Annotated in this window: 20 protein-coding genes, 1 tRNA gene and 1 pseudogene; 12 read left to right on the top strand and 10 right to left on the bottom strand. The window is 61.5% G+C overall.

Annotation, left to right across the window (positions count from 1 at the left end; all coding sequences use genetic code 11):
* Positions 1 to 195: 195 nt before the first annotated feature.
* From AC1RQ5_RS24645 to AC1RQ5_RS24620, 6 genes and pseudogenes are all read left to right on the top strand, one after another.
* Positions 196 to 1,002: a helix-turn-helix transcriptional regulator gene (locus AC1RQ5_RS24645; RefSeq protein WP_493202480.1), complete on the top strand. Its 807-nt coding sequence runs from the start codon at positions 196 to 198 to the stop codon at positions 1,000 to 1,002.
* Positions 1,003 to 1,167: 165 nt separating this feature from the next.
* Positions 1,168 to 3,555: a TonB-dependent siderophore receptor gene (locus tag AC1RQ5_RS24640; RefSeq protein WP_493202478.1), complete on the top strand. Its 2,388-nt coding sequence runs from the start codon at positions 1,168 to 1,170 to the stop codon at positions 3,553 to 3,555.
* 74 nt (positions 3,556 to 3,629) lie between these two features.
* Positions 3,630 to 4,487 (top strand): alpha/beta hydrolase, encoded by an 858-nt coding sequence (locus AC1RQ5_RS24635; RefSeq protein WP_493202476.1) that lies wholly within the window; start codon positions 3,630 to 3,632, stop codon positions 4,485 to 4,487.
* Between the two features lie 8 nt (positions 4,488 to 4,495).
* Positions 4,496 to 5,611 (top strand): ABC transporter substrate-binding protein, encoded by a 1,116-nt coding sequence (locus AC1RQ5_RS24630; RefSeq protein WP_493202475.1) that lies wholly within the window; start codon positions 4,496 to 4,498, stop codon positions 5,609 to 5,611.
* 56 nt (positions 5,612 to 5,667) lie between these two features.
* On the top strand, positions 5,668 to 6,660 hold the full coding sequence (locus AC1RQ5_RS24625) for a FecCD family ABC transporter permease (protein ID WP_493202473.1): 993 nt from the start codon (positions 5,668 to 5,670) through the stop codon (positions 6,658 to 6,660).
* Positions 6,661 to 6,746: 86 nt separating this feature from the next.
* Positions 6,747 to 7,445 (top strand): annotated as a pseudogene (locus tag AC1RQ5_RS24620) (ABC transporter ATP-binding protein); the annotation flags it as partial.
* Between the two features lie 24 nt (positions 7,446 to 7,469).
* Here AC1RQ5_RS24620 and AC1RQ5_RS24615 read toward each other — a convergent pair.
* Complete coding sequence (locus AC1RQ5_RS24615) at positions 7,470 to 8,528, bottom strand: ketopantoate reductase family protein (RefSeq protein ID WP_493202471.1); 1,059 nt, start codon at positions 8,526 to 8,528, stop codon at positions 7,470 to 7,472.
* A 118-nt stretch (positions 8,529 to 8,646) separates the two neighbouring features.
* The gene (locus AC1RQ5_RS24610) at positions 8,647 to 9,009 is read right to left on the bottom strand and encodes a hypothetical protein (RefSeq protein WP_493202469.1); all 363 of its coding nucleotides are present in this window, start codon (positions 9,007 to 9,009) and stop codon (positions 8,647 to 8,649) included.
* Positions 9,010 to 9,200: 191 nt separating this feature from the next.
* Here AC1RQ5_RS24610 and AC1RQ5_RS24605 point away from each other — a divergent pair, with 191 nt between their 5' ends.
* From AC1RQ5_RS24605 to AC1RQ5_RS24590, 4 genes are all read left to right on the top strand, one after another.
* Entirely contained in the window at positions 9,201 to 9,938 is a 738-nt protein-coding gene (locus AC1RQ5_RS24605) for a Crp/Fnr family transcriptional regulator (protein ID WP_398484022.1), read from the top strand.
* 309 nt (positions 9,939 to 10,247) lie between these two features.
* Positions 10,248 to 11,897, top strand: a complete 1,650-nt coding sequence (gene pgm, locus AC1RQ5_RS24600; RefSeq protein ID WP_493202467.1) for a phosphoglucomutase (alpha-D-glucose-1,6-bisphosphate-dependent) — start codon at positions 10,248 to 10,250, stop codon at positions 11,895 to 11,897.
* Between the two features lie 180 nt (positions 11,898 to 12,077).
* The gene (gene araD, locus AC1RQ5_RS24595) at positions 12,078 to 13,811 is read left to right on the top strand and encodes an L-arabinonate dehydratase (protein ID WP_493202465.1); all 1,734 of its coding nucleotides are present in this window, start codon (positions 12,078 to 12,080) and stop codon (positions 13,809 to 13,811) included.
* A gap of 73 nt (positions 13,812 to 13,884) precedes the next feature.
* On the top strand, positions 13,885 to 14,883 hold the full coding sequence (locus AC1RQ5_RS24590; protein ID WP_493202463.1) for a L,D-transpeptidase family protein: 999 nt from the start codon (positions 13,885 to 13,887) through the stop codon (positions 14,881 to 14,883).
* 25 nt (positions 14,884 to 14,908) lie between these two features.
* Here AC1RQ5_RS24590 and AC1RQ5_RS24585 read toward each other — a convergent pair whose 3' ends face one another.
* The 3 genes from AC1RQ5_RS24585 to AC1RQ5_RS24575 all read right to left on the bottom strand — a co-directional run bounded on the left by AC1RQ5_RS24585 (position 14,909) and on the right by AC1RQ5_RS24575 (position 19,242).
* A complete protein-coding gene (locus AC1RQ5_RS24585) occupies positions 14,909 to 16,570 on the bottom strand; it encodes a bifunctional metallophosphatase/5'-nucleotidase (RefSeq protein WP_493202461.1) in 1,662 nt (553 codons plus the stop codon).
* 24 nt (positions 16,571 to 16,594) lie between these two features.
* Positions 16,595 to 17,359 (bottom strand): crotonase/enoyl-CoA hydratase family protein, encoded by a 765-nt coding sequence (locus AC1RQ5_RS24580; RefSeq protein ID WP_398484011.1) that lies wholly within the window; start codon positions 17,357 to 17,359, stop codon positions 16,595 to 16,597.
* A 107-nt stretch (positions 17,360 to 17,466) separates the two neighbouring features.
* Positions 17,467 to 19,242: an acyl-CoA dehydrogenase family protein gene (locus tag AC1RQ5_RS24575; RefSeq protein WP_493202459.1), complete on the bottom strand. Its 1,776-nt coding sequence runs from the start codon at positions 19,240 to 19,242 to the stop codon at positions 17,467 to 17,469.
* A 248-nt stretch (positions 19,243 to 19,490) separates the two neighbouring features.
* Here AC1RQ5_RS24575 and AC1RQ5_RS24570 point away from each other — a divergent pair.
* Positions 19,491 to 19,565 (top strand) — tRNA-Gln (locus AC1RQ5_RS24570).
* A 261-nt stretch (positions 19,566 to 19,826) separates the two neighbouring features.
* On the opposite strand, the gene AC1RQ5_RS24565 is transcribed toward AC1RQ5_RS24570, so the two are convergent.
* On the bottom strand, positions 19,827 to 21,137 hold the full coding sequence (locus tag AC1RQ5_RS24565; protein ID WP_493202458.1) for a site-specific DNA-methyltransferase: 1,311 nt from the start codon (positions 21,135 to 21,137) through the stop codon (positions 19,827 to 19,829).
* A 1,067-nt stretch (positions 21,138 to 22,204) separates the two neighbouring features.
* Between AC1RQ5_RS24565 and AC1RQ5_RS24560 the strand changes: the two genes are divergently transcribed.
* Complete coding sequence (locus AC1RQ5_RS24560; protein WP_398477980.1) at positions 22,205 to 22,657, top strand: PPC domain-containing DNA-binding protein; 453 nt, start codon at positions 22,205 to 22,207, stop codon at positions 22,655 to 22,657.
* Positions 22,658 to 22,706: 49 nt separating this feature from the next.
* Here AC1RQ5_RS24560 and AC1RQ5_RS24555 read toward each other — a convergent pair whose 3' ends face one another.
* The 4 genes from AC1RQ5_RS24555 to AC1RQ5_RS24540 are packed head-to-tail and all read right to left on the bottom strand — an operon-like array spanning position 22,707 to position 26,773.
* Positions 22,707 to 22,901, bottom strand: coding sequence for a hypothetical protein (locus tag AC1RQ5_RS24555; protein WP_493202456.1), 195 nt, complete (start codon positions 22,899 to 22,901; stop codon positions 22,707 to 22,709).
* Between the two features lie 40 nt (positions 22,902 to 22,941).
* Complete coding sequence (locus tag AC1RQ5_RS24550; protein WP_493202455.1) at positions 22,942 to 25,254, bottom strand: xanthine dehydrogenase family protein molybdopterin-binding subunit; 2,313 nt, start codon at positions 25,252 to 25,254, stop codon at positions 22,942 to 22,944.
* On the bottom strand, positions 25,251 to 26,243 hold the full coding sequence (locus AC1RQ5_RS24545) for an FAD binding domain-containing protein (RefSeq protein ID WP_493202454.1): 993 nt from the start codon (positions 26,241 to 26,243) through the stop codon (positions 25,251 to 25,253). The genes AC1RQ5_RS24550 and AC1RQ5_RS24545 overlap by 4 nt, the downstream gene beginning before the upstream one ends.
* Positions 26,240 to 26,773 carry a 2Fe-2S iron-sulfur cluster-binding protein gene (locus tag AC1RQ5_RS24540; RefSeq protein WP_493202452.1) on the bottom strand — a complete coding sequence of 178 codons (534 nt, stop codon included), beginning with the start codon at positions 26,771 to 26,773 and terminating at the stop codon, positions 26,240 to 26,242. Before AC1RQ5_RS24540 ends, AC1RQ5_RS24545 begins: the two co-directional genes overlap by 4 nt.
* Between the last annotated feature and the right edge of the window lie 45 nt (positions 26,774 to 26,818).

Here is a 26,818-nt window from a genome sequence, read left to right as displayed (position 1 = left end):
GTGTGATGGGGCTGGTCAGGCCTGCTATTTCGACCAATTGTAAGTTCCCCAGGTGAAATCACCTTGGGTGCGACCGCGTAATTGATTTAGTGACAAAGGTTCCCGCTCAGCCAAATTGACGCCAAGCCTTTGACCGCCGCCGCTTCCTCATCAAATCCCAGCGAAAGACTGACCCTGCTGTCGGGGGCGCTCGTCGTGTCTGCGGGCGTGCAGAGTTTTGATCAACCGAAGCGGGTGAATGCGACGCTGCCGGCCGGCGTGAAGATCGTATTGCTGCTCAGCGGCAGGTTGCAGATCGCGGTGGGCGAGGGCGCCGGTCGCGAGATCTGTGGCCCTGCGGCGCTGGTGATCCGTTCGCCGAATGGCGCGCCGCGCGACCAGGTTTTTGCGGCTGATGTGCCGGTGCGCTACGTGATCGTGCAGATGCAGGAAGGGCTCGTCAGCGCCGAGATGGCGCAGGCGATGGCGGCGTCTTTCGAGGCCACGCGCGCATCGGCCGATCAGGACGCGTTCCTGATGTCCTGCTCCGCCGGCCACGCGCTGCAGGCGCTGTCGGCGCAGATCATGAATTGCCCGATCCGTGGTGCCGAGCGCGAGCTTTATCTCGGCGGCAAGGCGATGCAGCTCGCGGCGCTCGCGATTTCCTCGTGTCTCAGCCAGGCCAGCGCGCCGCAGGCATTGCAATTGTCGTCGCGCGATTTCGATCGAATCCGGCAGGCGCGGGAATTGTTGATCGAGGCCATGCAGCAGCCGCCGTCGCTTGAGGGGCTGGCGCAGCAGGTGGGGCTCAATGTCCGCAAACTCAGCGATGGTTTTCGTCGGGTCTATGGGGCGACGGTGTTCGGCTTCCTGCAGGAATACCGGCTGGAACAGGCCTATAAGCTCATCGCTTCCGGCGAGATGAGCGTGTCGGAAGCCGCCTATCACGTCGGCTACGGCGCGGCGCATTTCGCGACGATTTTCCGCAAGCGCTTCGGCATTTCCCCGAGCAGCTTACGCTAGCCGCGCCTGCGGCAGTTTATAGGTCTCCTAACCCCGAGCAAAAGCGAGAGTCCGGCAAACGAAAGTCGGCGCCTATCTCGCCCCGGCCCTGCATGCCAAGAGACGATGGCGCCAGACCGGGGACTTTATCTGGCGCCACCAGGATTTCACGGGGATCACCGACACATGACGACACAATTGCGCTGGAGCCGATTGCTCCATGTCTCGCCACTCGCTCTGGCGCTTCCGTTCGTCGATGCCACGTCGTTGCTGGCCCAGCAGGCAACCAGTTCAACGCTCCCGTCAGTGACGGTGGATGCTCCGGCGGCGCGCACCGTGCGCGCCGCACCGAAGCAGCGCGCAGCCCGTACGGCCGCTCCCGCGCGCCGTGCGGCCGTGACGCCGCCGCCGGCCGTCGAGGCCGCCCCGCGCGAGACCGCGCGTGGTCCGGTGCGCGGCATCGTCGCCAGCCGTACCAGCACGGGCAGCAAGACGGATTCGTCCATCCTTGCGACGCCACAGTCGATCTCGGTGGTGACGCGCGAGCAGATCCAGCAGCAGGGCGCGCGCACGGTGGCCGAAGCGCTGCGTTATGAGCCCGGCGTGATCTCGGAAAGCCGCGTCGGCGATCGCTTCGACAACGTGTTCATCCGCGGCTTCGGTGGCTTTGGTGGCGCTGCCAATTATCTGCATTTCTGGGACGGCCTGCGCCTGCCGCGCGGCGTCTCCTATGCGATGCCATCGGTCGATCCGTTCCTGCTGGAGCGCGTCGAGATCCTGCGCGGCCCCGCATCGGTGCTGTACGGGCAGAACAATCTCGGTGGCATGGTCAATCTGATCAGCAAGAACCCGACCGCGACCCCGCAGGGCGAGATCTTCACCCGTTTCGGCAACAACAATCGCGTCGAGGGCGGCTTCGATGTCAGCGGGCCGCTGACTAAAGACGGCGACCTGATGTATCGCCTGATCGGTCTCGGCCGCCACACCGATACCGATGTGAACAATACCACCAGCGAACGCCAGATGATCGCGCCGACCATCACCTGGCGGCCATCGCAGGATACCTCGCTGACCGTGCGCGCCAGCTACACCAAGGACCCGTCGAGCTATCAGCCGAACTGGCTGCCGGCCCTTGGCACGCTGCAGACCAATCCGAACGGCCAGATCCCGCGCAATTTCTTCTCCGCGCACCCGAACCTGAACACCTATTCGCGTGAACAGACCTCGGTCGGCTACGAGTTCGAGCATCACTTCAACGAGACCTGGGCGGTGCGCCAGAACTTCCGCTACATGGAAGTGACGAGCGACTTCAAGGCGGCGCCGGTGTCGAACTCCACACCGTTCGGAGCTGGCTCGACGTGCGGCGCAGGCACCACGGCCAATCTGTGCCTCGTACGCACGACCACGAATTATCTGGAACAGCTGAAGGCCGCTGCGATCGACAACCAGGCGGAAGCGAAATTCGTGACCGGCTGGCTCGAGCACACCGTGTTGATGGGTCTCGATTACCAGAAGTCGTCGGCCACGGCCCGTTTTGGCAATGGCACCGCGACCAATATCAATTACCTGAATCCGAACTACGGTACGGTGACAGTGCCGCCGCTGACCACGCAGACCGTGATCGATCGCGAACAGGCCGGCCTTTACCTTCAGGATCAGGTCCGCATCGGAAAGCTCAACGTGGCGGCCGGTGTCCGTCATGACTGGTCCAATGGTTCCAACCAGCAGAGCACCATCGCGTCCGGAGCGGTCACCAGCACCATCCGCCCATCCGATCAGGCCACGACCTGGCGCGTCGGTGCGACCTATCTGTTCGACAATGGCTTCGCGCCCTATGCGAGCTATTCGACATCGTTCGAGCCGAGCGTGACGGTTGGTACCGATTACACCGGCACGGCATTCAAGCCGACCACGGGCGAACAGTATGAAGTCGGTCTGAAGTATCAGCCGATCGGCATGAATGGCTTCTTCATGCTGTCCTATTTCGACATCACACAAAGCAATGTGCTGACGACGGATACGGCGCGTGTATCGACGGCATTTCCGCTTTGCACGGCCGCCAGCGGCTATTGCCAGATCCAGCAGGGTGAAGTGCGCTCGAAGGGCATCGAACTGTCGGGCAAGATCACGCTGCAGCCGGGCCTCGACGTGATTGCCGCCTATTCGCACACGGATATCGACATCACAAAAAGCACGCAGATCGTGAGCGGCATCTCGCTGCAGGGCAAGAAGCCGGTCGGAGCTGCTGCAGATACGGCTTCGCTGTGGATGGATTACACGTTCCAGAGCGGCCCGCTGGCCGGCTTCGGTTTCGGCGGTGGCGTGCGCTATGTCGGCTCGTCCTATGGCGACAATATCAACAGCGCTGCCATGATCGTGCCAGCTTACACGCTCGGCGATCTCGCCGTGCACTACGATCTGGCCGGTGCGTCGCCGCAGCTCAAGGGCTGGAAGCTGGCGGTCAACATGACCAACATCACCGACAAGACCTACGTATCCGGCTGTGCGTCGTCTGCCCAGTGCTTCTATGGCAATGGCCGGACCACGCTGGGGACGGTCCGCTATCAGTGGTAAGTGAGTTGATCCGGCATCGGCTTGAGGTCGATGCCGGATCATGCGAGCCCAACAGCCAGCAAAGCGATGTGTGTATGCCGAATGTGATGCTGCCTGGTGCCAGTGTTCGCGACGTGATGTCGAAGACAGGGCGCGACTACCGCATTTTTATCTGGCAGCCGGCGACCGGTCAGCTGCGGAGCAAAATGCCTGTCGTCTATCTCCTGGATGGCAACGGCACCTTTCCGATCGCGGCGGCTGCGACGGCGCTGCAGTCGCGCCGGCCCGAGCGCACCGGCGTGCGACCGGCGATCGTGGTCGGCATCGGCTATCCCACCACGCTGTGGCTCGATGCCGAACGCCGCACCTATGACTACACGCCGCCGGTGCCGGAAGATGCGCTGCCGCAGCGCCCGGATCGCGGCGGCTGGAGCCGCACCGGCGGGGCGGATGAATTTCTTGATTTCATCGCCGATGAATTGCAGCCGATGATCGCGGCCGAGTTCGATGCCGATTGCGACCAGAGCGCGCTGTTCGGCCATTCCTTCGGCGGGCTGTTCGTGTTGCATACGCTGTTCACGCGGCCGGCGCTGTTCCGGAACTATGCAGCGGCGAGTCCTTCCATCTGGTTCGGAGGTGATCACCTGATGCAGGTTAAGGCCCGCTTCATGGCGGCGAAGCCGGTGGAGCCGACGCGGCGGCTGCTCATCACGATCGGCAGCCTCGAACAGGCCGAAGCGCAATCCGGCGATGGATCGTCTGCCGATTACGATTCGTGGATTCGGCGTAACAAGATGGTAGAGAATGCGAAGGGGCTCGCATCCGATCTCGCAACCTTGGATCCGGCGGCGCTGGCCGTGACCTATAAGGAATTCGAGGGTGAGAACCACGCATCAGTGCTGCCGGCGGCGATCAGCCGGTCACTGCGGTTCTCGCTGATGTCAGGCGCATGATGACGTTCATGAATATGCGATCCGTGATGGCTGGCCTTGCCGGATGTATCGCCGGCGCGTGGCTGGCGATGATGCCTGCATTGGCGGAGCCGTTGACGGTGACCGACATCACCGGACGTACGGTCACGTTGGCGCAGCCGGCGCAGCGCATTCTGCTGGCCGAAGGACGACAGATCCTGAGCCTGTCGCTGCTCCATCCCGATCCGGTCAGCCTGATCGCGGGATGGCTCGGCGATTTCCGCCGCAATGACAGCGAGAGCTATGCGCTCTATCGCGCGAAATTTCCGGCCATCGACGACATTCCCGTGCTGGGCATGGGCAATGATGGTTCGTTTTCGGTGGAGAAAGCGATCGCCATCAAGCCGGATATCGCCGTGCTCGGCACCAGTTTTGCGCCGGGCGGCCGCAGCAACGATGTGGCGCGGCAACTGGAAGCCGCCGGCATCCCAGTGGTGTTCACGGATTTCTTCATCAATCCGTTCGACAACACCGTTCCCAGCATGCGCATCCTCGGCCGCGTGACGGGACGCAACAAGCAGGCCGAGGATTATGTCGCCTTTTACGAGGCACATATGAAGCGAATCTCGGAGCGTGTTGCCGCATCGGGCATGAGGCGGCCGAGCATCCTGTTCGAGACCCATGCCAGTACATCCGATTGCTGCCACTCGCTCGGTGCAGCCAATCTCGGCCGTTTCATTTCATTCGCCGGCGGTGACAGCATTTCGGCCGAGGTTTCCAAAGGACCATCGGCGCAGCTCGGTCTGGAATATATTATCGCCAGCAATCCTGAGATTTATGTGGGCACCGGCGGCGCGCATCTAAAGGCGACGGGCGGGCTGGTGATCGGGCCTGGCTTCGATGCTGCGACGATCCAGGGTCGCCTCGCCGCCGTGGTCGCACGGCCAGGCTTTGCGGAGTTGCGCGCCGTGCGCGAGAAGAATGTGCATGGGCTGTTCCACAACATCATGTCGACGCCGCTCAATCTGCTGGCCGTCGAAGCGCTCGCGCGCTGGCTGCATCCGCAGGCGATGACCGATATCGATCCGAATGCGACCATGGCGGAGATCAACAAGCGCTTTCTCGCGGTGCCGATGAGCGGCATCTATTGGGTCGATCTCAAGTGACGGAGACTGCGACTGCACGTGCGGCAACAGCGTATCAACGCGTCGTGCGTCGGCGCATGGTATTTCTGCTCGTGCTCGCGCTCATAAGCCTCGTTGCCTTCGCAGTTGATCTCGGCACCGGCCCGTCCAGCCTCGGTCTGATCGATGCCGTGCGCGGCATCTTGGATGGCAGCACATTGTCCGGGGCGCAGCGCGCGATCCTGTGGGAAGTGCGATTGCCGCAGGCGCTACTCGCTGTGCTGGTCGGGCTCGCACTGGCGACGGCGGGCGCGGAGATGCAGACCATTCTCGGCAATCCGCTGGCGAGCCCGTTCACCCTCGGCGTGTCCTCGGCAGCGTCATTCGGTGCGGCGCTAGCCATCGTGCTGGGCATCGGTATTCCCGGCGTGCCGCAGAACTGGATCATCTCGGCCAATGCGTTCGTGTTCTCCTTCATCGCCGTCGTCGTGCTGCAGTCGGTGGTGCGGATGCGCGGCTCCGGGACTGACATCCTTGTTCTGTGCGGTATCGCGCTGTTCTTCACCTTCAACGCGCTCGTGGCCCTGACGCAGTTTCTCGCCAGCCAGCAGGCGCTGCAGCAGCTCGTGTTCTGGATCATGGGCAGCCTCTCCCGTGCGAGTTGGGAGAAGGTGCGGCTGTTGGCGCTTGTCGCCGTGATCGCCCTGCCATTCGCACAGCGAGCCGCCTGGCCGATGATGGCGCTGCGGCTCGGCGAGGATCGCGCGCGCAGCCTCGGCATCAACATCACGCAGCTGCGCTTCATGTCGCTGCTGCGCATCAGCATTCTCACGGCCACCGCCATGGCCTTTGTCGGCACCATCGGCTTTGTCGGGCTTGCCGGGCCCCATATCGCGCGGCTGCTGATCGGCGAAGATCATCGCTTCTTCCTGCCGGCCAGCGCGTTGACAGGCGCGATCATCATGTCACTCGCTTCGGTCGCCAGCAAAAGCATCATCCCCGGCGTTATCATCCCCATCGGCATCGTCACCGCTTTGATCGGATTGCCGGTGTTCTTCTCACTGATCTTCAGTAGGCGAGGGGCCGTATGAGCACTCCCACGCTGGATATCAGCACGCTCTCGGCCGGCTATGGCGCACGCAAGGTGCTCCGCGACCTGACGCTGCCGCCAATTGCGGGCGGGCAGGTCACCGCGCTGGTGGGGCCGAACGGCGCCGGCAAGACGACACTGCTGCGCGCAATTGCCGGACTCGTTCCTGCCAGCGGCGCTATTCGCTTCGGCGCAGAGGATCTGCTTGCCGCATCGGCACAACGGCGTTCGGCCGTGATGGCCTTCATGCCGCAATTCCTGCCGCAGCGGATGTCGCTCAGCGTGGTTGAGGCCGTCATCAGCGCGTTGCGCGCATCGCCGCCCTCCAACACGACATGGAGTGCCGACGGCTTTCGTAATGCGTCGCTCGACGTGCTGGCGCGGCTTGGTATTGTTGATCTCGCATTGAATGCATTCGACCAGCTCTCCGGCGGTCAACGTCAGCTCGCCAGCCTCGCGCAGGCGCTTGTCCGTCAGCCGAAGCTGTTGTTGCTGGACGAGCCGACCAGTGCGCTTGATCTCCGGCACCAGTTGCAGGTGATGCAGATCGTGCGCGAGGTCGCTTCAGCTGGCACCACGGTGATCGCGGTGCTGCACGACTTGCAGGCCGCGGCGCGCTGGGCCGACAATGTCGTCGTCATGAAAGACGGCGCGCTCTACAGCAGCGGTGCGGCGTCAGACGCGATCACGTCGGCGATGTTGCGCGAGGTCTATGGGCTCGACGGCGTGGTCGAACGCACATCGACGGGCGAGCTGCATATCGGCGGATATGCGCTGCGGCCGTGACAGGCACGGCCGCACGCTCGGCGTTCAAATGCCAGTGCTGGATTCCAGGCGCTCATTGAGCTTCTGATCGACCACATCCACCGTGCGATCGATATTCGCATTGGTCATCCCAAGCTGATGCGAGATCAGCTTGACCAGCAGATCGACACGCTCGATGAAGGGCGCACCGGCAGCCACCGCACGCGCGGCCGATGACGGTTTGAGGAGGCTCTCCGCCGCCTTGGCATATTTTGCGAACGGCACCTGATCCTCGGGGTCGGCGCCCAGCTTCCGCGCGATGGCGTCGACATGTTCATAGATCGACTGCGAGATCGCGAGATCGCCGTGCACCGCTTCACGGATCGATTGCGGTTCTTCCGGCGTGATGCAGCGATAATTGCCCGTCAGCAGCATCGACCACTTCGCCAGTGGCACAAATAGCGAATCAAACACTTTCAGTTTCACCGGCACATCGTGCCCGTCGAGCTTGACCGCATCGATATCGGCTTCCAACTCGCGCAAAATCTTGTTGTGCGCGTCATCTGCAAAAGCGGACGCCTTGAAATTGGTGGGCAGGCCGACATGCAACACATTCGCTGCTTCTTCCGGCGGCCGGAACGCCTGTGGATCGGGCGAGCATAGCGTGACGAGACCGGGCTCAAAGCGCTCCCACACAGAGGCGTTCGTATAGGCCTCTTCGAGATCCATCTCCTTCAGTGCGGCGATACGCTTCAGATAGGGCAGCGGCGGCATGTTCATGATCGACAGACACGGCAGCTTCGCTGCGGCGATCTTGATCATCAGCACGCGGATCGTGTGGTTGGTGTATTGCGGCTCCTGCATCGCCAGGCCGACGAGGTCGTAGCGCTTGAGGTCCACCTGATCCGGCGAGGTCGCGTCCAGTTTGCCTGGCAGGTCGCGGGAAAAGATGGCGCGGTGGTCTTTCTCGTCGCGCAGCTTAATGCGGACTTCGGTGCCGTCGCGATTGATCAGTTCGGCGGTCTTCTTGCGGCAGACCAGGGTCACATTGTGCCCGGCCATCAGAAGCTTGGTTGCCAGCAGGGAGCCGTAAGAGGCCCCGAGAATGAGAATGTTACGCGCCACGTTTCCCCCGATGGTTTTGTTGCCGCTCGGCTCTTGGTGGCCGGCGGCAGTTTGATTTGATGGGGGAGTCTAGCCGATTGACGATCGGCAATCCAGACCGTGGTATACCAGATACGGACTATGCCGCGGAGATCGTGGGCGCGGTCAGGCAGAAAGGTTGTTCGATGGTGATGTCCTGGCAGTCGAACTGCTCCGCCATCCGCCGCGTGGCGGCGATGACGGCCCGGTCGATCTGCGAGCCCGGAATTTGCGCCACGATGAGCTGGGCAATGCAGAGCTGCCGCAGGCCCTTGATGTCGAGATCCACGCGGTAGGCGAACAGGGCGTGGACGATTTTGGCGCGGTCGCGCATGACGATCAGGCCGCTATTTTCGCCCTGGCCGGTACGCCGCCGGACGAAATCGAGCCATGCGTCCAGCGTGACGCTGGCATCGTGAAGATAGACCAGCGGATAGGCCACGGGAGCCTCGGCCCAGGTCATGGGTAGTGCCTGATATTCCTCGTTTTTCATGACCGTTTCCCGCATAGCGCGACAAACTGACCGGGGCGGGAGAGGCAGGCATTGATCTGCATCAAGGCGGGCCTGATTGATCAATGTCAAAAGGTATAAGCTAATTTCAGGACCTGGCTGATATGACCCTTGCGAGCTTCGAAATGACCACGGACCACGCCATGACCTTCGCGGAACTCCCGGCCGACACCTGCGGCACGGCCGATTGCAAGCATGGCCGCGGGGCCTGCGACGACTGCAAAGTGCGTATGTTCAGCGTTTGCGCGGCTCTGGAACCCAACGAGCTGGACGAGCTCGACCGCCTCAGCCAGGTCAAGAATTATCCGGCCAAGACCATGCTGTTCGATCAGGGCGCACAGGCCGGGGCTGTGTTTAATGTCACCGAAGGCGTTGTCCGCCTCTACAAGTCGCTGCCGGATGGGCGCCGTCAGATCGTCGGTTTTGCGCTTCCAGGCGATTTCCTCGGCCTGGCGATGATGGACCGCTATGGCGTCGCCGCCGAGGCCGTGAGCCCGGCGCGGGTTTGCCGTTTTTCCCGCGCGGCCTTCCTGAGCTATGTCGATGGAAAGCCGCATCTGCTGCGTCGGATGCACGAATTCGCCGGCCACGAATTAAGCCTCGCCCAGGACCAGATGCTGCTGCTCGGCCGCCGTAATGCCGATGAGAAGGTCGCGGCCTTCCTGCTTAACCTGCAGGCCCGCTATGCCCGCATCGGCCAGAAGTCGGTCACCGTGCCGCTGCCGATGAGCCGGCAGGATATCGCCGATTATCTCGGCCTGACCATCGAGACCGTCAGCCGTACGCTGACCAAGCTCGCCAAGGACAAGGCGCTGGTGGTGGTGCCGGACGGCGTCCGCTTGCTGTCGATGGACAAGCTGGACGCATTGGCAGCGGCCTGACCATTCGGCCGAATTGATCCATCTCAAGGCGGCCTGCACGCCAGGGGTGCACGCTCTTCTCCATCAACCGAGGAGAAGAGAAATGCCCGTCGAGAGCATGCTGGTTTCCGCTGCCGTGATCGCAATGTTCACCTGTTTTGCACTGCCGCTGGCTTGGGCATCCCAACGGACGTCGGATAACGCTTGAACTTGCCGGCCCTCACGCCTTGCTGCGATGACGGCTGATTTGTCTCCGAAAACATGCCATGAATCCTGGCCCCGGCCGTCCATCTGCGGTTGCCGGGGTTTTTGGCTTGCGAAGGAGAATTCATGGCTGCCCACGTTGATCCCAAAGCCGGACAACCGATCGATCCCTCTCGGCTGGTGAACGTGCCGCGGCTGGTCTCGGCCTATTTTGCCGGTAAGCCGGATCCTGCGGTCTCCACCCAGCGCGTCGCCTTCGGCACCTCCGGTCATCGTGGCTCGGCACTGCATAATTCCTTCAACGAAAATCATATCCTGGCCGTCAGCCAGGCGATCTGCGACTACCGCAAGAGCGCCGGCATCGACGGACCGCTGTTTCTTGGCATCGACACCCATGCACTGGCCGAGCCGGCGCTGGTCTCGGCGCTGGAAGTGTTCGCCGCCAATGGCGTGACTGTGATGGTCGACAAGGACGGCGGCTATACGCCGACCCCGGTGATCTCCCACGCTATCCTGACCTACAATAAGGGCCGTACTTCCGGCCTGGCGGATGGCGTCGTCGTCACGCCCTCGCACAATCCGCCGGAAGACGGCGGCTTCAAATATAATCCGCCCAATGGTGGCCCGGCCGATACCGATATCACCGGCCTGATGGAAAAAGCCGCCAACGGCTTCCTCGAAGCCAATATGGCCGGTGTCAAGCGCATCCCGCTTGCGCGCGCGCGTGCGTCCGCATTCGTCAAGCCGTATGACTACATCACGCCCTATGTGAGCGATCTCGCCAATGTCGTAGACATGGATGCGATCCGAAACGCGGGCGTGAAGATCGGCATCGATCCGCTCGGCGGCGCAGGTGTGCATTACTGGGAGCCGGTGATCGAGCGCTACAGGCTCGACGCCACCATCGTGAACACCGCTATCGATCCGACCTTCCGCTTCATGACGCTGGATTGGGATGGCAAGATTCGCATGGACTGCTCGTCGCCTTACGCGATGGCGCCGCTGATCCATATGCGCGACAAGTTCGACGTCGCTTTCGCCAATGATACCGACGCGGATCGCCACGGCATCGTTACGCGCACCGGCGGGCTGATGAATCCGAACCACTATCTGGCAACATCGATCGATTATCTGTTCGCGCATCGCCCGCACTGGCGCAAGGATGCTGCGGTGGGCAAGACGATCGTGTCCAGCGCCATCATCGACCGCGTGGTCAAGAGGCTCGGCCGAAAGCTGGTGGAGACACCGGTGGGCTTCAAATGGTTCGTCAACGGCCTCGTCGATGGCTCTTTCGGCTTCGGCGGCGAGGAGAGTGCGGGCGCCTCGTTCCTGCGCAAGGATGGCACGGTGTGGACCACCGACAAGGATGGTCTCATTCTCGGTCTGCTCGCCGCTGAGATCACTGCAGTGACCAAAGAGAATCCGAGCCAGCGTTTCGAGAAGCTGACGCAGGAGTTCGGCACGCCGTATTACGAGCGTATCGATGCCGTGGCGACGCCGGAGCAGAAGAACGTGCTGAAGAAAGTGACGCCTGAGCAGATTGGCATGACGGAGCTTGCCGGTGATCTCGTGACGGTCACCGAGAGCAAGGCATCAGGCAACGATCAGAGCTTTGGCGGCATCAAGGTGAGCACGGCAAATGGCTGGTTTGCCGCGCGTCCCTCTGGCACCGAGGATGTCTACAAGATCTATGCCGAGAGCTTCCGCAGCGAAGGACATCTGAAGCAGATCCAGGGTGACGCGCAGGCGGCGATTTCGAAGGTGTTTGCGAAGTAACTCCGTTGTCGTCCCCGCGAAAGCGGGGACTCATACACACCGGAGATAGTCTGAACATCAGCATTGCGGTTCTGCCGCTTCACTCGCGCTGACGATGTCCATGGGTCCCCGCCTTCGCGGGGACGACGATTGAGCGATCAACAAACATCCGGATCAACCGGCTATCCAAGGGAAGAAACCATGTCTCGCAAGACCCCCGACCAGCTCCGCAGCGCCCGCTGGTTCGCGCCGGACGATCTGCGCTCATTCGGCCATCGCTCGCGCGCGATGCAGCAAGGCTATGCGCCGGAGGAGTGGAAGGGGCGGCCTGTCATCGCCATCCTCAATACGTGGTCCGAGGCGCAGCCGTGCCATATGCATTTCAAGACACGTGTGGATGATGTGAAGCGCGGCATCCTGATGGCGGGTGGTTTCCCGATGGAGTTGCCGGCGCTGTCGCTGTCCGAGAGCTTTCTCAAGCCGACCACCATGCTCTATCGCAACATGCTGGCCATGGACGCGGAGGAATTGCTGCGCGGGCATCCCGTCGATGGCGTTGTCTTGATGGGCGGTTGCGACAAGACCACGCCGGGGCTGCTGCTGGGTGCCACGTCGGCTGGCTATCCCGCGATCTATCTGCCGGCCGGCCCGATGCTGCGCGGCAACTGGAAGGGCAAGACGCTCGGCTCCGGCTCAGACGGCTGGAAATACTGGGATGAGCGTCGCGCGGGCAATATTTCCGAGAAGGAATGGCTGGAAGTCGAAGGCGGCATTGCGCGCAGCTACGGCACCTGCATGACCATGGGCACGGCCTCGACCATGACGGCGATTGCGGAATCGATCGGCATGTCGCTGCCTGGCGCGTCGTCGATCCCCGCCGCGGACGCCGGCCATATCCGCATGGCATCGGCTTGCGGACGGCGCATTGTTGAAATGGTGTGGGAGGATCTTACGCCAGCCAAAATCCAGACGCGCAAGGCGTTCGAGAATGCCATCACCGTGGCGATGGCCATGGGCTGTTCGACCAACGCCATCATCCATCTGATCGCGCAGGCGCGTCGCGCCGGTCAGGATATCGGCCTCGATGATTTCGAGATTGCCAGCCGCAAGGTGCCGGTCATCGCCAATGTGCGGCCATCCGGCGACACCTATCTGATGGAGGATTTCTTCTATGCGGGCGGTCTGCCGGGCCTGATGAACCGCATCAAGGAGCATCTGCATCTCGACGTCATGACCGTCACCGGCCAAACACTGGGTGAGAACATTGCCGGCGCCGAGGTGCATAATGACGATGTCATCCGCACGGTAAACGATCCGATCTATGCGGAAGGCGCACTTGCGGTGCTGAAGGGCAATCTCGCGCCGGACGGCTGCGTTATCAAGCCGAGCGCCTGCGATCCGCGCTTCCTCAAGCATACCGGCCCGGCTCTCGTGTTCGATGACTATCCGAGCATGAAGAAAGCGGTCGATGACGAGAGCCTCGACGTGACCGCGGACCATGTCTTGATCCTGCGCAATGCCGGGCCGCAGGGCGGGCCGGGCATGCCGGAATGGGGCATGCTGCCGATCCCGAAAAAACTCGTGAAGCAGGGCGTGCGCGACATGGTGCGTATCTCCGACGCCCGCATGAGCGGCACCAGTTACGGCGCCTGCATCCTGCATGTGGCGCCGGAGTCCTTTATCGGCGGCCCGCTGGCGCTGGTGCAGAATGGCGACATGATCACGCTGGATGTGGACGCGCGCACGATTAATCTCGATATTTCCGAGGCGGAGATGGCGAAGCGCCGTGCTGCCTGGCAGGCGCCCGAGAAGAATTACGAGCGCGGCTATGGCTGGATGTTCTCGAAGCACATCCAGCAGGCCAATGAGGGATGCGATTTCGACTTTTTGCGTAGCGATTTCGGGGGCCCCGTGAAGGAGCCATCGATTTATTAGCGTATTCCGTCACGGAACCCGCGAGCCTCACCCGCCGTTAATACCGCCGAGAACCAACGGCCGGGTGAGGACCATGCGCACAACATCGATTGCCATTGCTTTTGCGCTCCTCGCCGCTGCGCCCGCTTTCGCGAAGGACAAGAAGGCCTTCACGGCCGAGGCCATCAACGCGGCAACCTTCACCGGAAAACTCCCGTCCGACGCCAAGGAGCATCCGCTGGCCGTCAAGGTGCAGGTTCTGCTCGACAGGATTCACTTCTCGCCCGGTGAAATCGACGGCCTGTTCGGAGACAATGTTGAAAAGGCGCTTGTTGCCTTTGCCGAGGCCAACAGCCTGCCAGCGACAAAAGTTCTGACGCCGGAGATCTGGGAGAAGCTGCAGGCGACGAGCAGCGAGCCCGTCCTCACCGACTACACGCTCACGGACAAGGATATCGCCGGGCCTTTCATCGATAAGCTGCCGGTGAAGATGGAAGACATGAAATCGCTGAAGACGCTCGGTTTCACGGACGTCGGGGAGGCGCTGGCCGAGCGTTTTCATATGAGCCGCGACCTGCTCGAAATCCTCAATCCGAAGGCGAAGTTTGAGAAGGCGGGTGAGACGGTCACCATCGTCAAATTATCGGACCGCAAGCCTGACAAGGCTGCGCGTCTGGAGGTCGACAAGGTGCGCCAGACGGTGAAGGCCTTTGGCAAGGACGGCGCGCTGCTGGCCTTTTATCCCGCCAGTGTGGGCAGCGACGAGAAGCCGACGCCGTCGGGCGTGCTGAAGGTGACGTCGATCCACGCCAACCCGGTCTATCGGTACGACCCGAAATACAAGTTCAAGGGCGTCGAGAGCAAAAAGCCGTTCACGATTGCCGGTGGTCCAAACAATCCGGTGGGTGCCATGTGGATCGGGTTGTCCGAGAAGAGCTATGGCATTCATGGCACCTCCGATCCCTCGCGTGTCAGCAAGAGCGACAGTCACGGCTGCGTCCGGTTGACCAACTGGGATGCCGAACGGATTGCCGCTGCCGTGAAGAAGGGCGTCGAGGTCAGTTTCATCGATGGCAAACAGGCGTCGCGCTAGTGCGTGGCGTCCGTCCGGCGGTTGGCTAGTTCACTCTCGAAATCCGGTCGAGCGGTCCCGGCGCGACGGGACTGTTGCTGCGCAGATATATACTCAATGCATCGACGTCGTAGACGCCGATGATTGCATCCTTGCCGTCCTTCAGCACCGTGAATCCGTCGCCGCCGACGGCGAGGAAATTGTTGACCGTGACGCGATAAGGGGCTGCGGGATCGATCGGTGTCCCGCCAAGCTTCATGCTTTCTGCGATGATGCGGTGGCCGTCGCTGCCGGCATTGTCCCACGCATAGCTGAACCCTCTCGAGACTTGCAGAATCCGCGGGCGCCTCGGGTCGCGCCATTGCTGCTCCAACATCGCCTTGATCTCAGCGCCGGTGAGCGTCAGCGTCACCAGTTGGTTGCGGAACGGCTGGGCGGCGAAGACATCGCCATAGGAAACGTCGGCGTCGGACTTCTTGACGATATCGCTGCGAATGCCGCCCGGATTCGTGAAGGCCATCACGGCGTGGCCGCGATCCGGTGCCGACGTGGCGGCGAGATGCGCGTCTGCAATCACATTGCCCAGCGGGCTTTCGCCGGTCTGCATGTTCGGCATGCGCGACAGCGTCTCGGTGATCGCGCCGGCAGGCCGCGCCGCGATAGGAGCCGCCACCTTGTCATAAGCGGCAAGCAATGCCGTCTGCGAGGGATCGGCGGGAATCGAGGTATGCACGATGATGTTGTCGGCCTTTGCGCTGGTGATGTCGCGCGTGGCGCGGTCGAGCTTGATATCGATGGTGGTGACCAGCGTGCCGTATTTGTCGCCGGAGGTGACGAGGCGGCCATCGATCTCGCAAGTGTAAGCGCGATGGGTGTGGCCGCTGACGACGACGTCCACCGCCTTGTCGAATTTTTTGACGATGTCGACGATCGGGCCGGAGATGCCTGGACACTCATTGAGGCCGCCGGTGGGAAGGCCGCCTTCGTGGATCAGCACGACGATGGCCTCGACGCCTTTTGCCTTCAGTTCCGGCACCAGCGCGTTGACTGTCTCGGCCTCGTCGCGGAATTCGAGGCCGGCAATGCCCGGCGGCGCGACGAGATTGGGAGTGCCTTTCAAGGTGAGCCCGATAAAGGCGACGGGAATGCCATCGAAACTTCGGATCTCGTAGGGCGGCAGCAGCGGCTTGCCTGACTTCGTATCGATCGTGCTGGCCGCGAGATAGCGGAACGTGGCGCCCGCAAAGGGATGCGGGCCCTTGCAGCCATCCATGGGATGGCAGCCGCCATGCTGCATGCGCAGCAACTCGTCACGACCTTCGTCGAATTCGTGATTGCCGACGGCTGCGATCTCGAGCCCCATCATCGACAACGCCTCGATCGTGGGCTCGTCATGGAAAAGCGCTGACAGAAATGGACTCGCGCCGATCAGATCACCGGCAGCGACGAAGGCCGTATGTTTCTTGCCAGCGCGGAGTTGCTGGACCAGCGTCGCCATATGCTCGGCGCCACCGGCAGGCACCGTGATCTTCCTGGTCTTGTCTGCGGGATCATCGATGGTGATGCCGCCGGGAGCAGGACGCAGATTGCCGTGAAAGTCATTGATGGCGAGGAGGGTGACATCGACCAGTCCTGTCGATGTCTGAGCATGGGCAACAGGGCTGCAAAGAAGCGTGGCGGCGGCGATGATCGCGTGAAATCGGGTCATGCCGCCTCGTTTAGCGCAAAAATGTTACGCCTTCTTGCGCGTGAAAAACGCCTGGAAAGCCGCGATGGCCTCCTGCGATTTCATGCGCTCGCCGAACAGGTGGCTTTCCTGATCGATGCGGCGAGTAAGATCTTCCGGCGGCAGTTTGAGCAGTTTTCGCGAGATGGCGACGGCTTCCGCCGGCAGCGCGCAGATCTCGCGGGCGACCTTGCGGGCTTCGACCTCGGTATGCCCCGGCGCGACCACTTCATTGACGAATCCGGCGGTGCGCGCGTCCTCGGCATGCATGGTGCGGCCCATCACCAGCGTCGCGAAAGCGCGCTGGTGACCCATGGTGCGTGGGAATAGCAGGCTCGATGCGCCTTCCGGCACCAGGCCGAGATGGATGAAGGGCGTGGTGAAGGTCGCGGTGGTCGAAGCCAGCACATAGTCGCAGTGGAACAGCATCGTGGTGCCGATACCGATGGCGATGCCGTCCACGGCTGCGATGATCGGCTTGGTGTTGTGGGCCAGCGAATGCAGGAACTTGATCGCGTTGGAGGCGCGGAAGTCTGCCGAACGCGTATCGGTACCGTCCTTCAGAAAATCCTGCAGGTCGTTGCCGGCGGTGAAAACGCCGGAGCCGCCGGTGATGATGAAGCAGCGGATATCCGGATTGTTCTGCGCGGTGTCGATCGCCTCCGACATGGCGCGATACATGTCCTGGGTGAGCGCGTTCTTCTTCTCGGGCCGCCGCAGCGTGATGACACGCGTCGCCTCTTCGTCGGTCACGATCAGATGTTCGGTCATGGCGTCCCCCAATTCATTGTGGTGCACGCGGCACTGCGCGTTTATAGGTCTTGCCGGCCGGATGTTACATCAATCCGAACCGGCGGATAGTTGGATATCAATACCGCTCAGCCGAGCAGTGCGGCGTCAGCGGCCATCACGGCTTCGGCGGAATCCATCACCGTGCGTTCGAGCGAACCGGCCTGTACCGCGACATTCTCGGCAAAGAAGCGCGCGACGGACACGTAGCGCGCTGAATCGCCTTCGCTCTCGCGCGCGGCCAATGCTTCATTCGCCAGCATGCAGCCGCCAAGCGCCGAGGCGAACAGGCGCATGTAAGGCGTGGCGCCGGCCAGTGCGTCATTCGGCGCCGAAGCCATTTTCTCCAGCAGCCATTTGCTGGATCGCTCCAGTGCGCCGAGCGCATCGCGCAGCTTTGCCCCGGTGGTGCCGAAGGCAGGATCGTTCGAGGCTTCGACGCGGGCGACGATGCCGTTCAATTCGTCGAGAAGCGCCCATACGGAGGCGCCACCGCCAGCCGCGAGCTTGCGGGTCACGAGATCGATGGACTGGATGCCGTTGGTGCCTTCATAGATCGCTGTGATGCGCGCATCGCGATAATGCTGGGCCGCGCCTGTTTCTTCGATAAAACCCATACCGCCGTGAATCTGCACGCCGAGCGAGGTAACCTCGTTGCCGATATCGGTGGAGAATGCTTTTGCGATCGGCGTGAGCAGCGCGCCGCGGGCTGCGGCCTTGGTGCGCGTCTCCGCATCGGTGGAGCGTGAGGCAACGTCGAGCGCGACGGCAGTAGCGTAGCAGATGGTGCGTGCGGCGGCGGTGAGCGAGCGCATCTGCATCAGCATGCGCTTGACGTCGGGGTGGACGATGATCGGGTCCATCCCCTGGGTCTTGCTGCCGACACCGCGGCCCTGCTTGCGCTCCTGCGCGAAAGCGAGCGCCTGCTGATAGGCGCGGTCGGCAATACCGACGCCTTCGAGACCAACGCCGAGGCGGGCCTGGTTCATCATCGTGAACATGCACAGCATGCCCCGATTTTCCTCGCCGATCAGGTAGCCGATCGCACCGCCGGCATCGCCCATGGTCATGGTGCAGGTGGGCGAGGCATGCATGCCAAGCTTATGCTCGACACCGGAGGCATAGATGTCGTTGCGCTCGCCGAGCGAGCCATCCGCATTGACGAGGAATTTAGGGATCAGGAACAGCGAGATGCCCTTGGTGCCGGCAGGCGCATCGGGCAATCGTGCAAGCACGAAATGCACGATGTTATTGGTCATGTCGTGATCACCATAGGTGATGAAGATCTTTGTGCCGAACACGCGATAGCTGCCGTCGGCCTGGCGCTCGGCGCGCGAGCGCAGCGCACCGACATCGGAGCCGGCCTGCGGCTCGGTGAGCTGCATGGTGCCGGTCCATTCGCCGGTCACGAGCTTCTCCAGGTAGATTGACTTCAGTTCTTCGCTGCCATGGGCGTCCAGCGCCTCGATGGCCGAGAGCGTAAGCAGCGGGCAGAGGCCGAACGACATGTTCGAGGCGCTCCAGATCTCGGTGCAGGCGGCATTGACCGCCAGCGGCAGGCCCTGGCCGCCAAAAGCCTCGGGGCCGGACACGGCGTTCCAGCCGGCTTCGGTCCAGCGCTTATAAGCATCCGGCCAGCCCGGCGCGGTCGTCACCTTCTTGTCCGAGAGCTTGATTCCGTTCTGGTCGCCGATGCGGTTCAGGGGCGCCAGCACATCACTGGCAAAGCGGCCGGCCTCTTCCAGCACTTGGGCGGTCATATCGGCATCGAAATCGCCATAATGGCCCGCCTTGAGGGCGGCCTGGAGACCGGCGCCATGGTTCAGGGCGAGCAGGATGTCGTTGATGGGCGCACGGTAGGTCATGGCATTCGCTCCCAGGATTCTTTGGGTACATTTTTCAGCTTTCCGCCGTCTTCCCACGATTTGAGACGGCCCTCAACACGCCAAAGGGCGCATTTCAGACAGTTTTGGCCAGGCGACGGGATGCCAGAGGCGCCTGGGGGAATGGTGGAACATGGCCGCCAGGTGGTTGAAATCGTGGATGTCTCTCTATAGACCGGCGGAGCCGAAGCGCGCTGCGGGACCATCCGCCATTTCCGCGCTTTGGCCGTTGGGGCGTAGCCAAGCGGTAAGGCAGGGGATTTTGATTCCCCCATGCGGAGGTTCGATCCCTCCCGCCCCAGCCACGTAGTCCGGGCATTCGGCCATATTGCCGATTTCGCCTAGAATGGCCCATATTTGGCCGGCGTTTGCGCATTCCGGAAAGTCTTTGGGCGGTTTACCGGCCCCAAGTCCGCTCAAAATCCCAAAAGTCTCTGACCGACGGTTTCAGAATTCCGGTTTTAAGCAGTTTGCAAGTGGAGACCGGGTTCGCCCCCACTCCGGCCCGACCTTGGCACTCGGTGCCGGCTTTCTCTCCGGGGCCGGCCGGCACGAAACGGGAGCCTTCATACTGGATACTGGGACTGCCCCGACCTTGGTAATACGTGCTCCCGGTTTCGAAATGGATGGCGTCTTTCCCAGTCAAGGCCTGCCAACGGCGAATTGCGACATCGACATAGACCGGATCGATTTCGATCATATATGCATGTCGACCGACACGCTCTGCAGCCAAGATTGTCGTCCCGGATCCGCAAGAAAGTGTCGAGCACAATGTCATGTCGCTTGGTGCAGTCGCGCATGGCGTCGCTGACCAATTGGACCGGCTTCACGGTCGGATGGCAGCGCAGATCGTCCATTCGGCCTTTGCGGAAAGTGTTCGCTCCCGGATAGGTCCACACATTGCTTCGCGAACGGCCATGGCGCCCGAGTTCGATGTTGTTGCGATGCGATTCTGTGCCGACACGAAACACCAAAACTTCTTCGTGCTGACTACGGTAGAAGCTACCTTGGCCAGCATTCGTTTTGACCCAGATAGCTGTATTGATGTGATCGTCGTAAACTGCCGTTCCTGCAGCAATCAACTCTCCCACATGCCGCCAGTCCATGCAGACATAGTGGAGTGCACCGCCGCCCGAGACTCGCTTTGCGTTGCCCAGAACAGTTCTGAGAAAGGCAGTGAATTCGGTCGAGCTCTGTTCGCCTGAGGCTTCGGCAAACTCTCGATGCTTCGTGTCGCCACGTCCAACGACAGAGGCAATCGCAACGTTGTATGGCGGATCGAGAAACGCCATCGACGCAGACCTTCCGGCCATCAAGCGATCGAGGTCAGCTTCGCTTCTGGCGTTACCGCAGAGCAGGCGGTGAGGTCCGAGAACCCAAAGATCGCCGGTCTGACAGACAGCGGTCGTCGGCGGTTCCTCAAAAGTGTCCACGATGTCAGGGCCATTCTCATCGAAATCGGCCATCAACTGGTCGATTTCGGGGATTTCGAAGCCGGTGAGGCTGATATCGGTGCCATCGATTTCGAGCAAAGCTGTCAGCTCGGGGATCTCAATTGCGAGCTTCTCGCGATCCCAACCCGCATTGCTCGCGATCTTGTTGTCGGCCAGCATCAACGCCCGTTTTCGAGCTTCGGACAGACCAGTGATCGTAATCGCTGGGACTTCAGAAAGGCCGAGGCTTTTAGCCGCTTCGAAGCGGCCGTGACCTGCGATGATGATCCCGCGCTCGTCGACGAGAATCGGATTTGTGAAGCCGAATTCCCGAATACTGCGCGAAATTTGCCCGATTTGCTTCTTGGAATGAGTTCGAGCGTTGTTGGCATTGGGTGAGATGCTGCTGACCGAAACCTTGGTGCATTTAATGATCGGATACATTTATTATCCTTCCGCGAAAGCTCGGCTTTGCGTGTTTTTCATGTGAAGACTTGAGATGTGCGTCGGGTTGGTCGCAGCGCGAGCCCGAAGCGCTTGTCCTTTGCAGAGCGATCCGCTCGAACGAAGCAAAGGTGCCCGGCATCGCCGGCAGACAAAGGGGAGACCGGCATCGCCGGGACATGGGGAAAGCCGGCATCGCCGGAAGGCAGGTTCGGCATCGCCGAAATCAGGGTGCGATAAATGAGCGACCCACACAGCGCACGGCAAAGATCCTTTGGCGAAGCTGCGGAACTTAATTTGGCCCATCATGCGAAGAAATGCAAGTGGCAGCCGCTTGGCTACTTTTTCGGACATTCGCATAACGGGCGATATGGAATGGCCGCTTGTGGCGCAAAGCCGACATGGCGTTTGGCGCTACGTCATCAGACACCATAATCCACTCATTTGCGATCGATCGGACTGAATAGCCGACCACAAGCTTCGGTGTAAGTGCAACATTACTACGGCCGATGTACACGTCCGAAAACGGTTGCAAGCGAGCGGAGTTCGTCGTGAGCAGTAAAGCTCATTGCACGCCTAAGCTTTGCGCAGCCGAAGTGCCTTCCCAGCAGCCGCCAGCGCGTCCATCGGGAATGGTTTTGTCAGGATAGCCATGCTCTGATCGAGATCACCGCCGGTCATGACAGACTTTTGAGCATAGCTAGTGATGAAAGGATCATGAGGTCAGGCCGCAGCGCGCGGCCGTAGACATCTTCGGACATGCCGAAGCAGGTGTTCGTGACCGCAAGACGCTACTTAGATAGTAGCCGCAACGATCTGTATCGTATGCGACAACAATATTAAAAGACAAGCGCACGCGCTGGGAACGGGTCAGATTGCCACGCGTACCGATGCGTTGCTGTCGCGGCGAGAAACCGGCAAAATCGTCGCGTCCACCATCTCCGTTACGGCCGGTTGGCACCCAGCGCATGCAAGGTCCAACGAACAATGTCGGACTTGGTTCACCCCATTCGGAACTAGGGTATCCGGGCATCGTTCATCTTTCGGATCAAAACGGAGAAGGACGTATGAAGGGTCAAATTGTTTCCAACGACGATGGCGTAAAGACCCATGTGGTCGTGCTGGAAACGGGCGAGGAAGCATTTGAGACGCTGACGAAATATGTCAACGACGCCGGCATTGAAGCTGCCTCGGTGACGGCGATTGGCGCATTCGAGCGCGCGACGGTCGCATTCTATGAATACGAGAAAAAGAATTACAAAAATATCCCGGTCGCCGAAGCAAGCGAGGTTCTGAGTCTTCTCGGCGATGTCGCAGTAGATGATTCAGGCAAGGCCAGCCTGCATCTTCATGCGGTGCTTGGCTTGGCCGACGGATCTGTCCGCGGCGGGCACTTCGTTAAGGGCACGGTGCGGCCAACCCTCGAGGTTGTTGTGACGGAATCGCCAGCATGCCTGCGGCGCAAGAAAAGGGCCGAACTCGGCCTTGCTCTCATCGACCTTCAGGAGAGCCGCGCCTGAGCCATTCCTTGAATCTGTGATGTGTGTTTTCCGTACGGCTGTTGATGCTTCATGCCACAACGGTGGGCTTTGGCGGATGGGCCGTCCGGGGATGATGGTCGTGCAGATAGGTCCCAAGCGCGTTTGCGATGACGCCATCATCAGTGGCGGCTTTGAATAACATTTCCTGAGCCTCCGGAGGCAACTGAGGCCAAACCTTCAAAGCAGCACGTCCAAGTAGAATTGAAATCTGGATGTCGTCCATGGTGCATTCCCTGGTCGTGCTGCAGCGGATCCGGTCGGTCTTAAAGAACTTTGTCCAACGTTATCGGCAAATCGCGCACGCGCTTGCCTGTAGCATTGAAAATGGCATTGGCGACCGCCGCACCGACGCCAGTGATGCCGATCTCGCCGATCCCGCGCGCGCCCATCGGTGTGTGTGGGTCCGGCTCGTCGGTCCATATCACCTCGATCTCCGGCACATCCATATGAACCGGCACGTGATATTCGGCCAGCGACGGGTTCATGATGCGGCCTGATCGTTCATCGAACTGGGCTTCTTCCATCAGCGCCAGGCCGAGGCCCATGACAATACCTCCGCGGAACTGGCTCGCAGCCGTCTTCGGATTGATGATGCGGCCGCAATCGAACGAGCCTAGGAAGCGGCTTATCCTGATCTCCCCGGTCACAGTGTTGACGCGTGCTTCACAAAACATCGCGCCGTGGCTGTGCATCGACCAATGCTGGATTTCCATCGGCATCGGAGCCTCGGCTTCGACGGTGACTTCGTCGCGCTGCGCGCGTGACAGGATCGAAGAATAGCTCTCGCGCCGATCGGGATCGGCAAGGGCGCAAAGAGCTCCGTCCATGCCTCCAATCTCATTTGGCCTTAGACCAGCGAGCGGCGAGTCGTTGCCGGCGAGCTTCAACAGCTCGGTCAGGAGGGCACGATGCGCGGCTGCAACGCTGGCGCCAACCGCTGCGGTCTGCTGTGAGCCACCCGCGAGCACGACGCCTGGCAGCGTCGTGTCGCCATAGCGGAAATCGACCTGATCAAGCGACAGGCCAAGCCGGTCCGCAGCGACCTGCGTATGTGCGGTCGCAGTTCCCATGCCCATCTCATGCGCCGCCACGGACACAGTCGCGCGCCCATCGGAATGGACCGTCATCCGGGCCGCGCCGCCGGGCATGCGGTAGTAGGGATATGTCGCTGTCGCGCAACCGAGGCCGACCAGCCACTCGCCGTCCTGACAGGTCCGTGGCGTCGTGCTTCGCTCGTCCCAACCAAATTTGGCGGCACCAGTACGCCAAGCCTCGACGATTCCGCGTTGGGAGAATGGAAGACCCATGGTCGGGTCCTCCCTCGGCTCGTTGCGCAACCGAAGGGCGATCGGGTCGATGCCGAGCTCGGCCGCGAGTTCATCAATCGCGCTTTCGAGCGCAAAGGTGCCGACGGCCTCGCCGGGCGCACGCATGAATGTGTTGGCGACCATGTTGAGCTTCACAGTCTCAACCTCGAGCTTGAAGCTCTTGGCCGCGTAGAGGCTACGTGTGGCGACAATAAATGGTTCGGTCATCGTATTGTGCGGCGTCATGGCCGTCAGACCGGTATGGATGATGGCGTCGAATTCGCCATCCTGTTGGGCACCGATGGCGACGCGTTGCTCGGTGATCGCTCGACCGCCGACCGTGCGGAAGACGCCTTCGCGCGAGAGCACCACCCGCACCGGGCGTTTCGCCACTTTCGCAGCGGCGGCGGCCAGGATTTGATGGCGCCACAATGTCTTGCTGCCAAAACCACCGCCTACGAAAGGCGATGTGACGTGAACCTGTTTTTCGTCGATTCCGAATACCTTGGCCAAGGTCCAGGCCGCATGCGCGACCGCCTGCGTCGCGTCGTGAATGCGCAGTTCGTCGCCGTTCCAAACGAGCGTCGCCGCATGGAGCTCGATCGGGTTGTGATTGTGGCCAGGGGTCCGGTAAATGGCGTCGGTCTTGACGGGGGCAGCGGCAAACAGCTTCTCGGCGTTCTTGATTTCAAGCTTGAGCGGCTCGCCCTGGAACTGGCCCGGCTCAGCACCCTTCGCACGTGCTTCTTCCAGCGAAGTAAACCCTGGCTCGGCCTCATAGCGGATACGGATTAGGGATTCCGCATAATCTGCCTGTTCCTGCGTCTCGGCCAGCACAACAGCTACGGGCTGCCCATTCCAATGGATGCGGTCGTCCTGCATCACCGCGAGATCATCGCCACTCGCCGCCTTTGCATCGGTGCCGAAAGCTGGTGCGTGATGAAGGCGTGGCGCATTCAAATGGGTCATGACGAGAACGACGCCCGGTGCGGCCTCTGCCTCGGTAGTGATTATCTTGGCGATGCGGCCACGCGCAATGGTCGAGAAATGGATCGCGGCGTAAGTCAGGCCCTGCATGGGGTATTCGGCGGCGAATTTTGCCTGACCGGACACTTTCAACGGGCCGTCAATCCGCGAGACCGGCTTGCCAATGTGGCCATGCTTCTCATGGATCAAGGGATCCGGCTCACCGCCAGGCATCCAGCTGTCGGGAGCAAGCGCAATGGCCTTTTTCATCACGGTCTGAACGGCGTCCTGAACCAGGCTCATTTCGCGGTCTCCTTGTTCGTCGCGAGCTTAACAAAGGCATCCACGATGACGCGCTTTGCCAGGTCGATCTTGAAGGCATTGTCATGCAGGCCCTCGGCGGCTGCCAGTTCGGCCTCGGCTGCGTCGCGAAAGGTGGCATCCGTGGCCGGTCGGCCTTTCAATGCCGCTTCTGCGGCGTGGGCACGCCAGGGCTTGTGGGCAACGCCGCCAAGCGCGAGCCGTGCGTCGCGGATGATCGAGCCGTCGATCTCAAGCGCCGAGGCGACGGAGATGAGGGCAAATGCGTAACTGGCGCGGTCGCGGACTTTGCGGTAATCCGAGCGCACCGCGAAGCCGTTGGCGGGCAGGATGACAGCAGTGATGAGGTCGCCCGACACGAGCACGGTTTCGATCTCAGGCGTATCGCCCGGCAGACGATGCAAATCGGTCAAGGACACCGTTCGCGCCCCGTTTTGACCCTGTATTTCGACGGACGCATCCAGCGCCGCAAGCGCGACGCACATGTCCGATGGGTGGGTGGCGATGCAATGCGATGAAGCGCCGAGGATTGCGTGATAGCGGTTAAACCCGCCAATGGCGTCGCAACCGTCGCCGGGCTGCCGCTTGTTGCAGGCCGCTGCGTCATCATAAAAGTATGCGCAGCGGGTTCTCTGCAGCACGTTGCCGCCAACCGTGGCCATGTTGCGGATCTGCGCCGACGCACCGGCGAGAATTGCCTGGCTCAGCATCGGATAGCGGTCTCGTACACGCCGATCCGCAGCGACTGCGGTGTTTTTTGCGCCGGCGCCAATCTTCAGGCTGCCGTCATCGAGATCTTCGATCTCGCCCGACAAGCTCGTTACATCCACCAGCAATGTCGGGCGGGCGATGGTCTCTCGCATGAGATCGACAAGATTGGTCCCGCCGCCGAGGAAATTGGCACCGGTGCGCCCGCCCAATGCGACGGCCTTTTGCGAGTCAGAGGCGCGTTCATAGAGGAAAGGGGTCATTTGGCTCGCTCCCGTGCTTCTGCCTTGGTGCTACGCGCGCCGAATGTCTCACTGATGGCGTCTACAATTCCATTGTAGGCGCCGCAGCGGCAGATGTTGCCGCTCATGCGTTCGCGCAATTCCTCACTGGTGAGCTCGATGGTTTCGGCATGGAGGTCCTCGGTGACGTGGCTGGGAATGCCACGCTCGAGTTCGCTGGCCATGCCGACCGCCGAGCATATTTGTCCGGGCGTGCAATAACCACACTGAAAACCGTCATGGGCGACGAAGGCTTCCTGTAATGGGTGCAGCGATCCGGGCGCGGACAGGCCCTCGATGGTCGTGATTGATCGCCCCTCATATTGAACGGCAAGGGCAAGGCAACTATTGATGCGCTCGCCGTCAACGAGGACCGTGCACGCGCCGCACGCACCCTGGTTGCAGCCCTTTTTGGTGCCGGTGAGGTCGAGGTGATCACGTAGCAAATCCAGGAGCGACGTCCGGATATCGACCTCGGCTGCGAGCTGACGCTCATTGATTGTAAAACGCATGAGTGTCTCCGCTAAAACATATCGACGGCAGACATGCCGCTCTGC

It is taken from the genome of Tardiphaga sp. GW821-FHT12E02 (genome assembly GCF_058807155.1).
The sequence above is the reverse complement of the archived record's forward strand: the minus strand, read 5'-3'. Positions and strand labels throughout refer to the sequence as shown.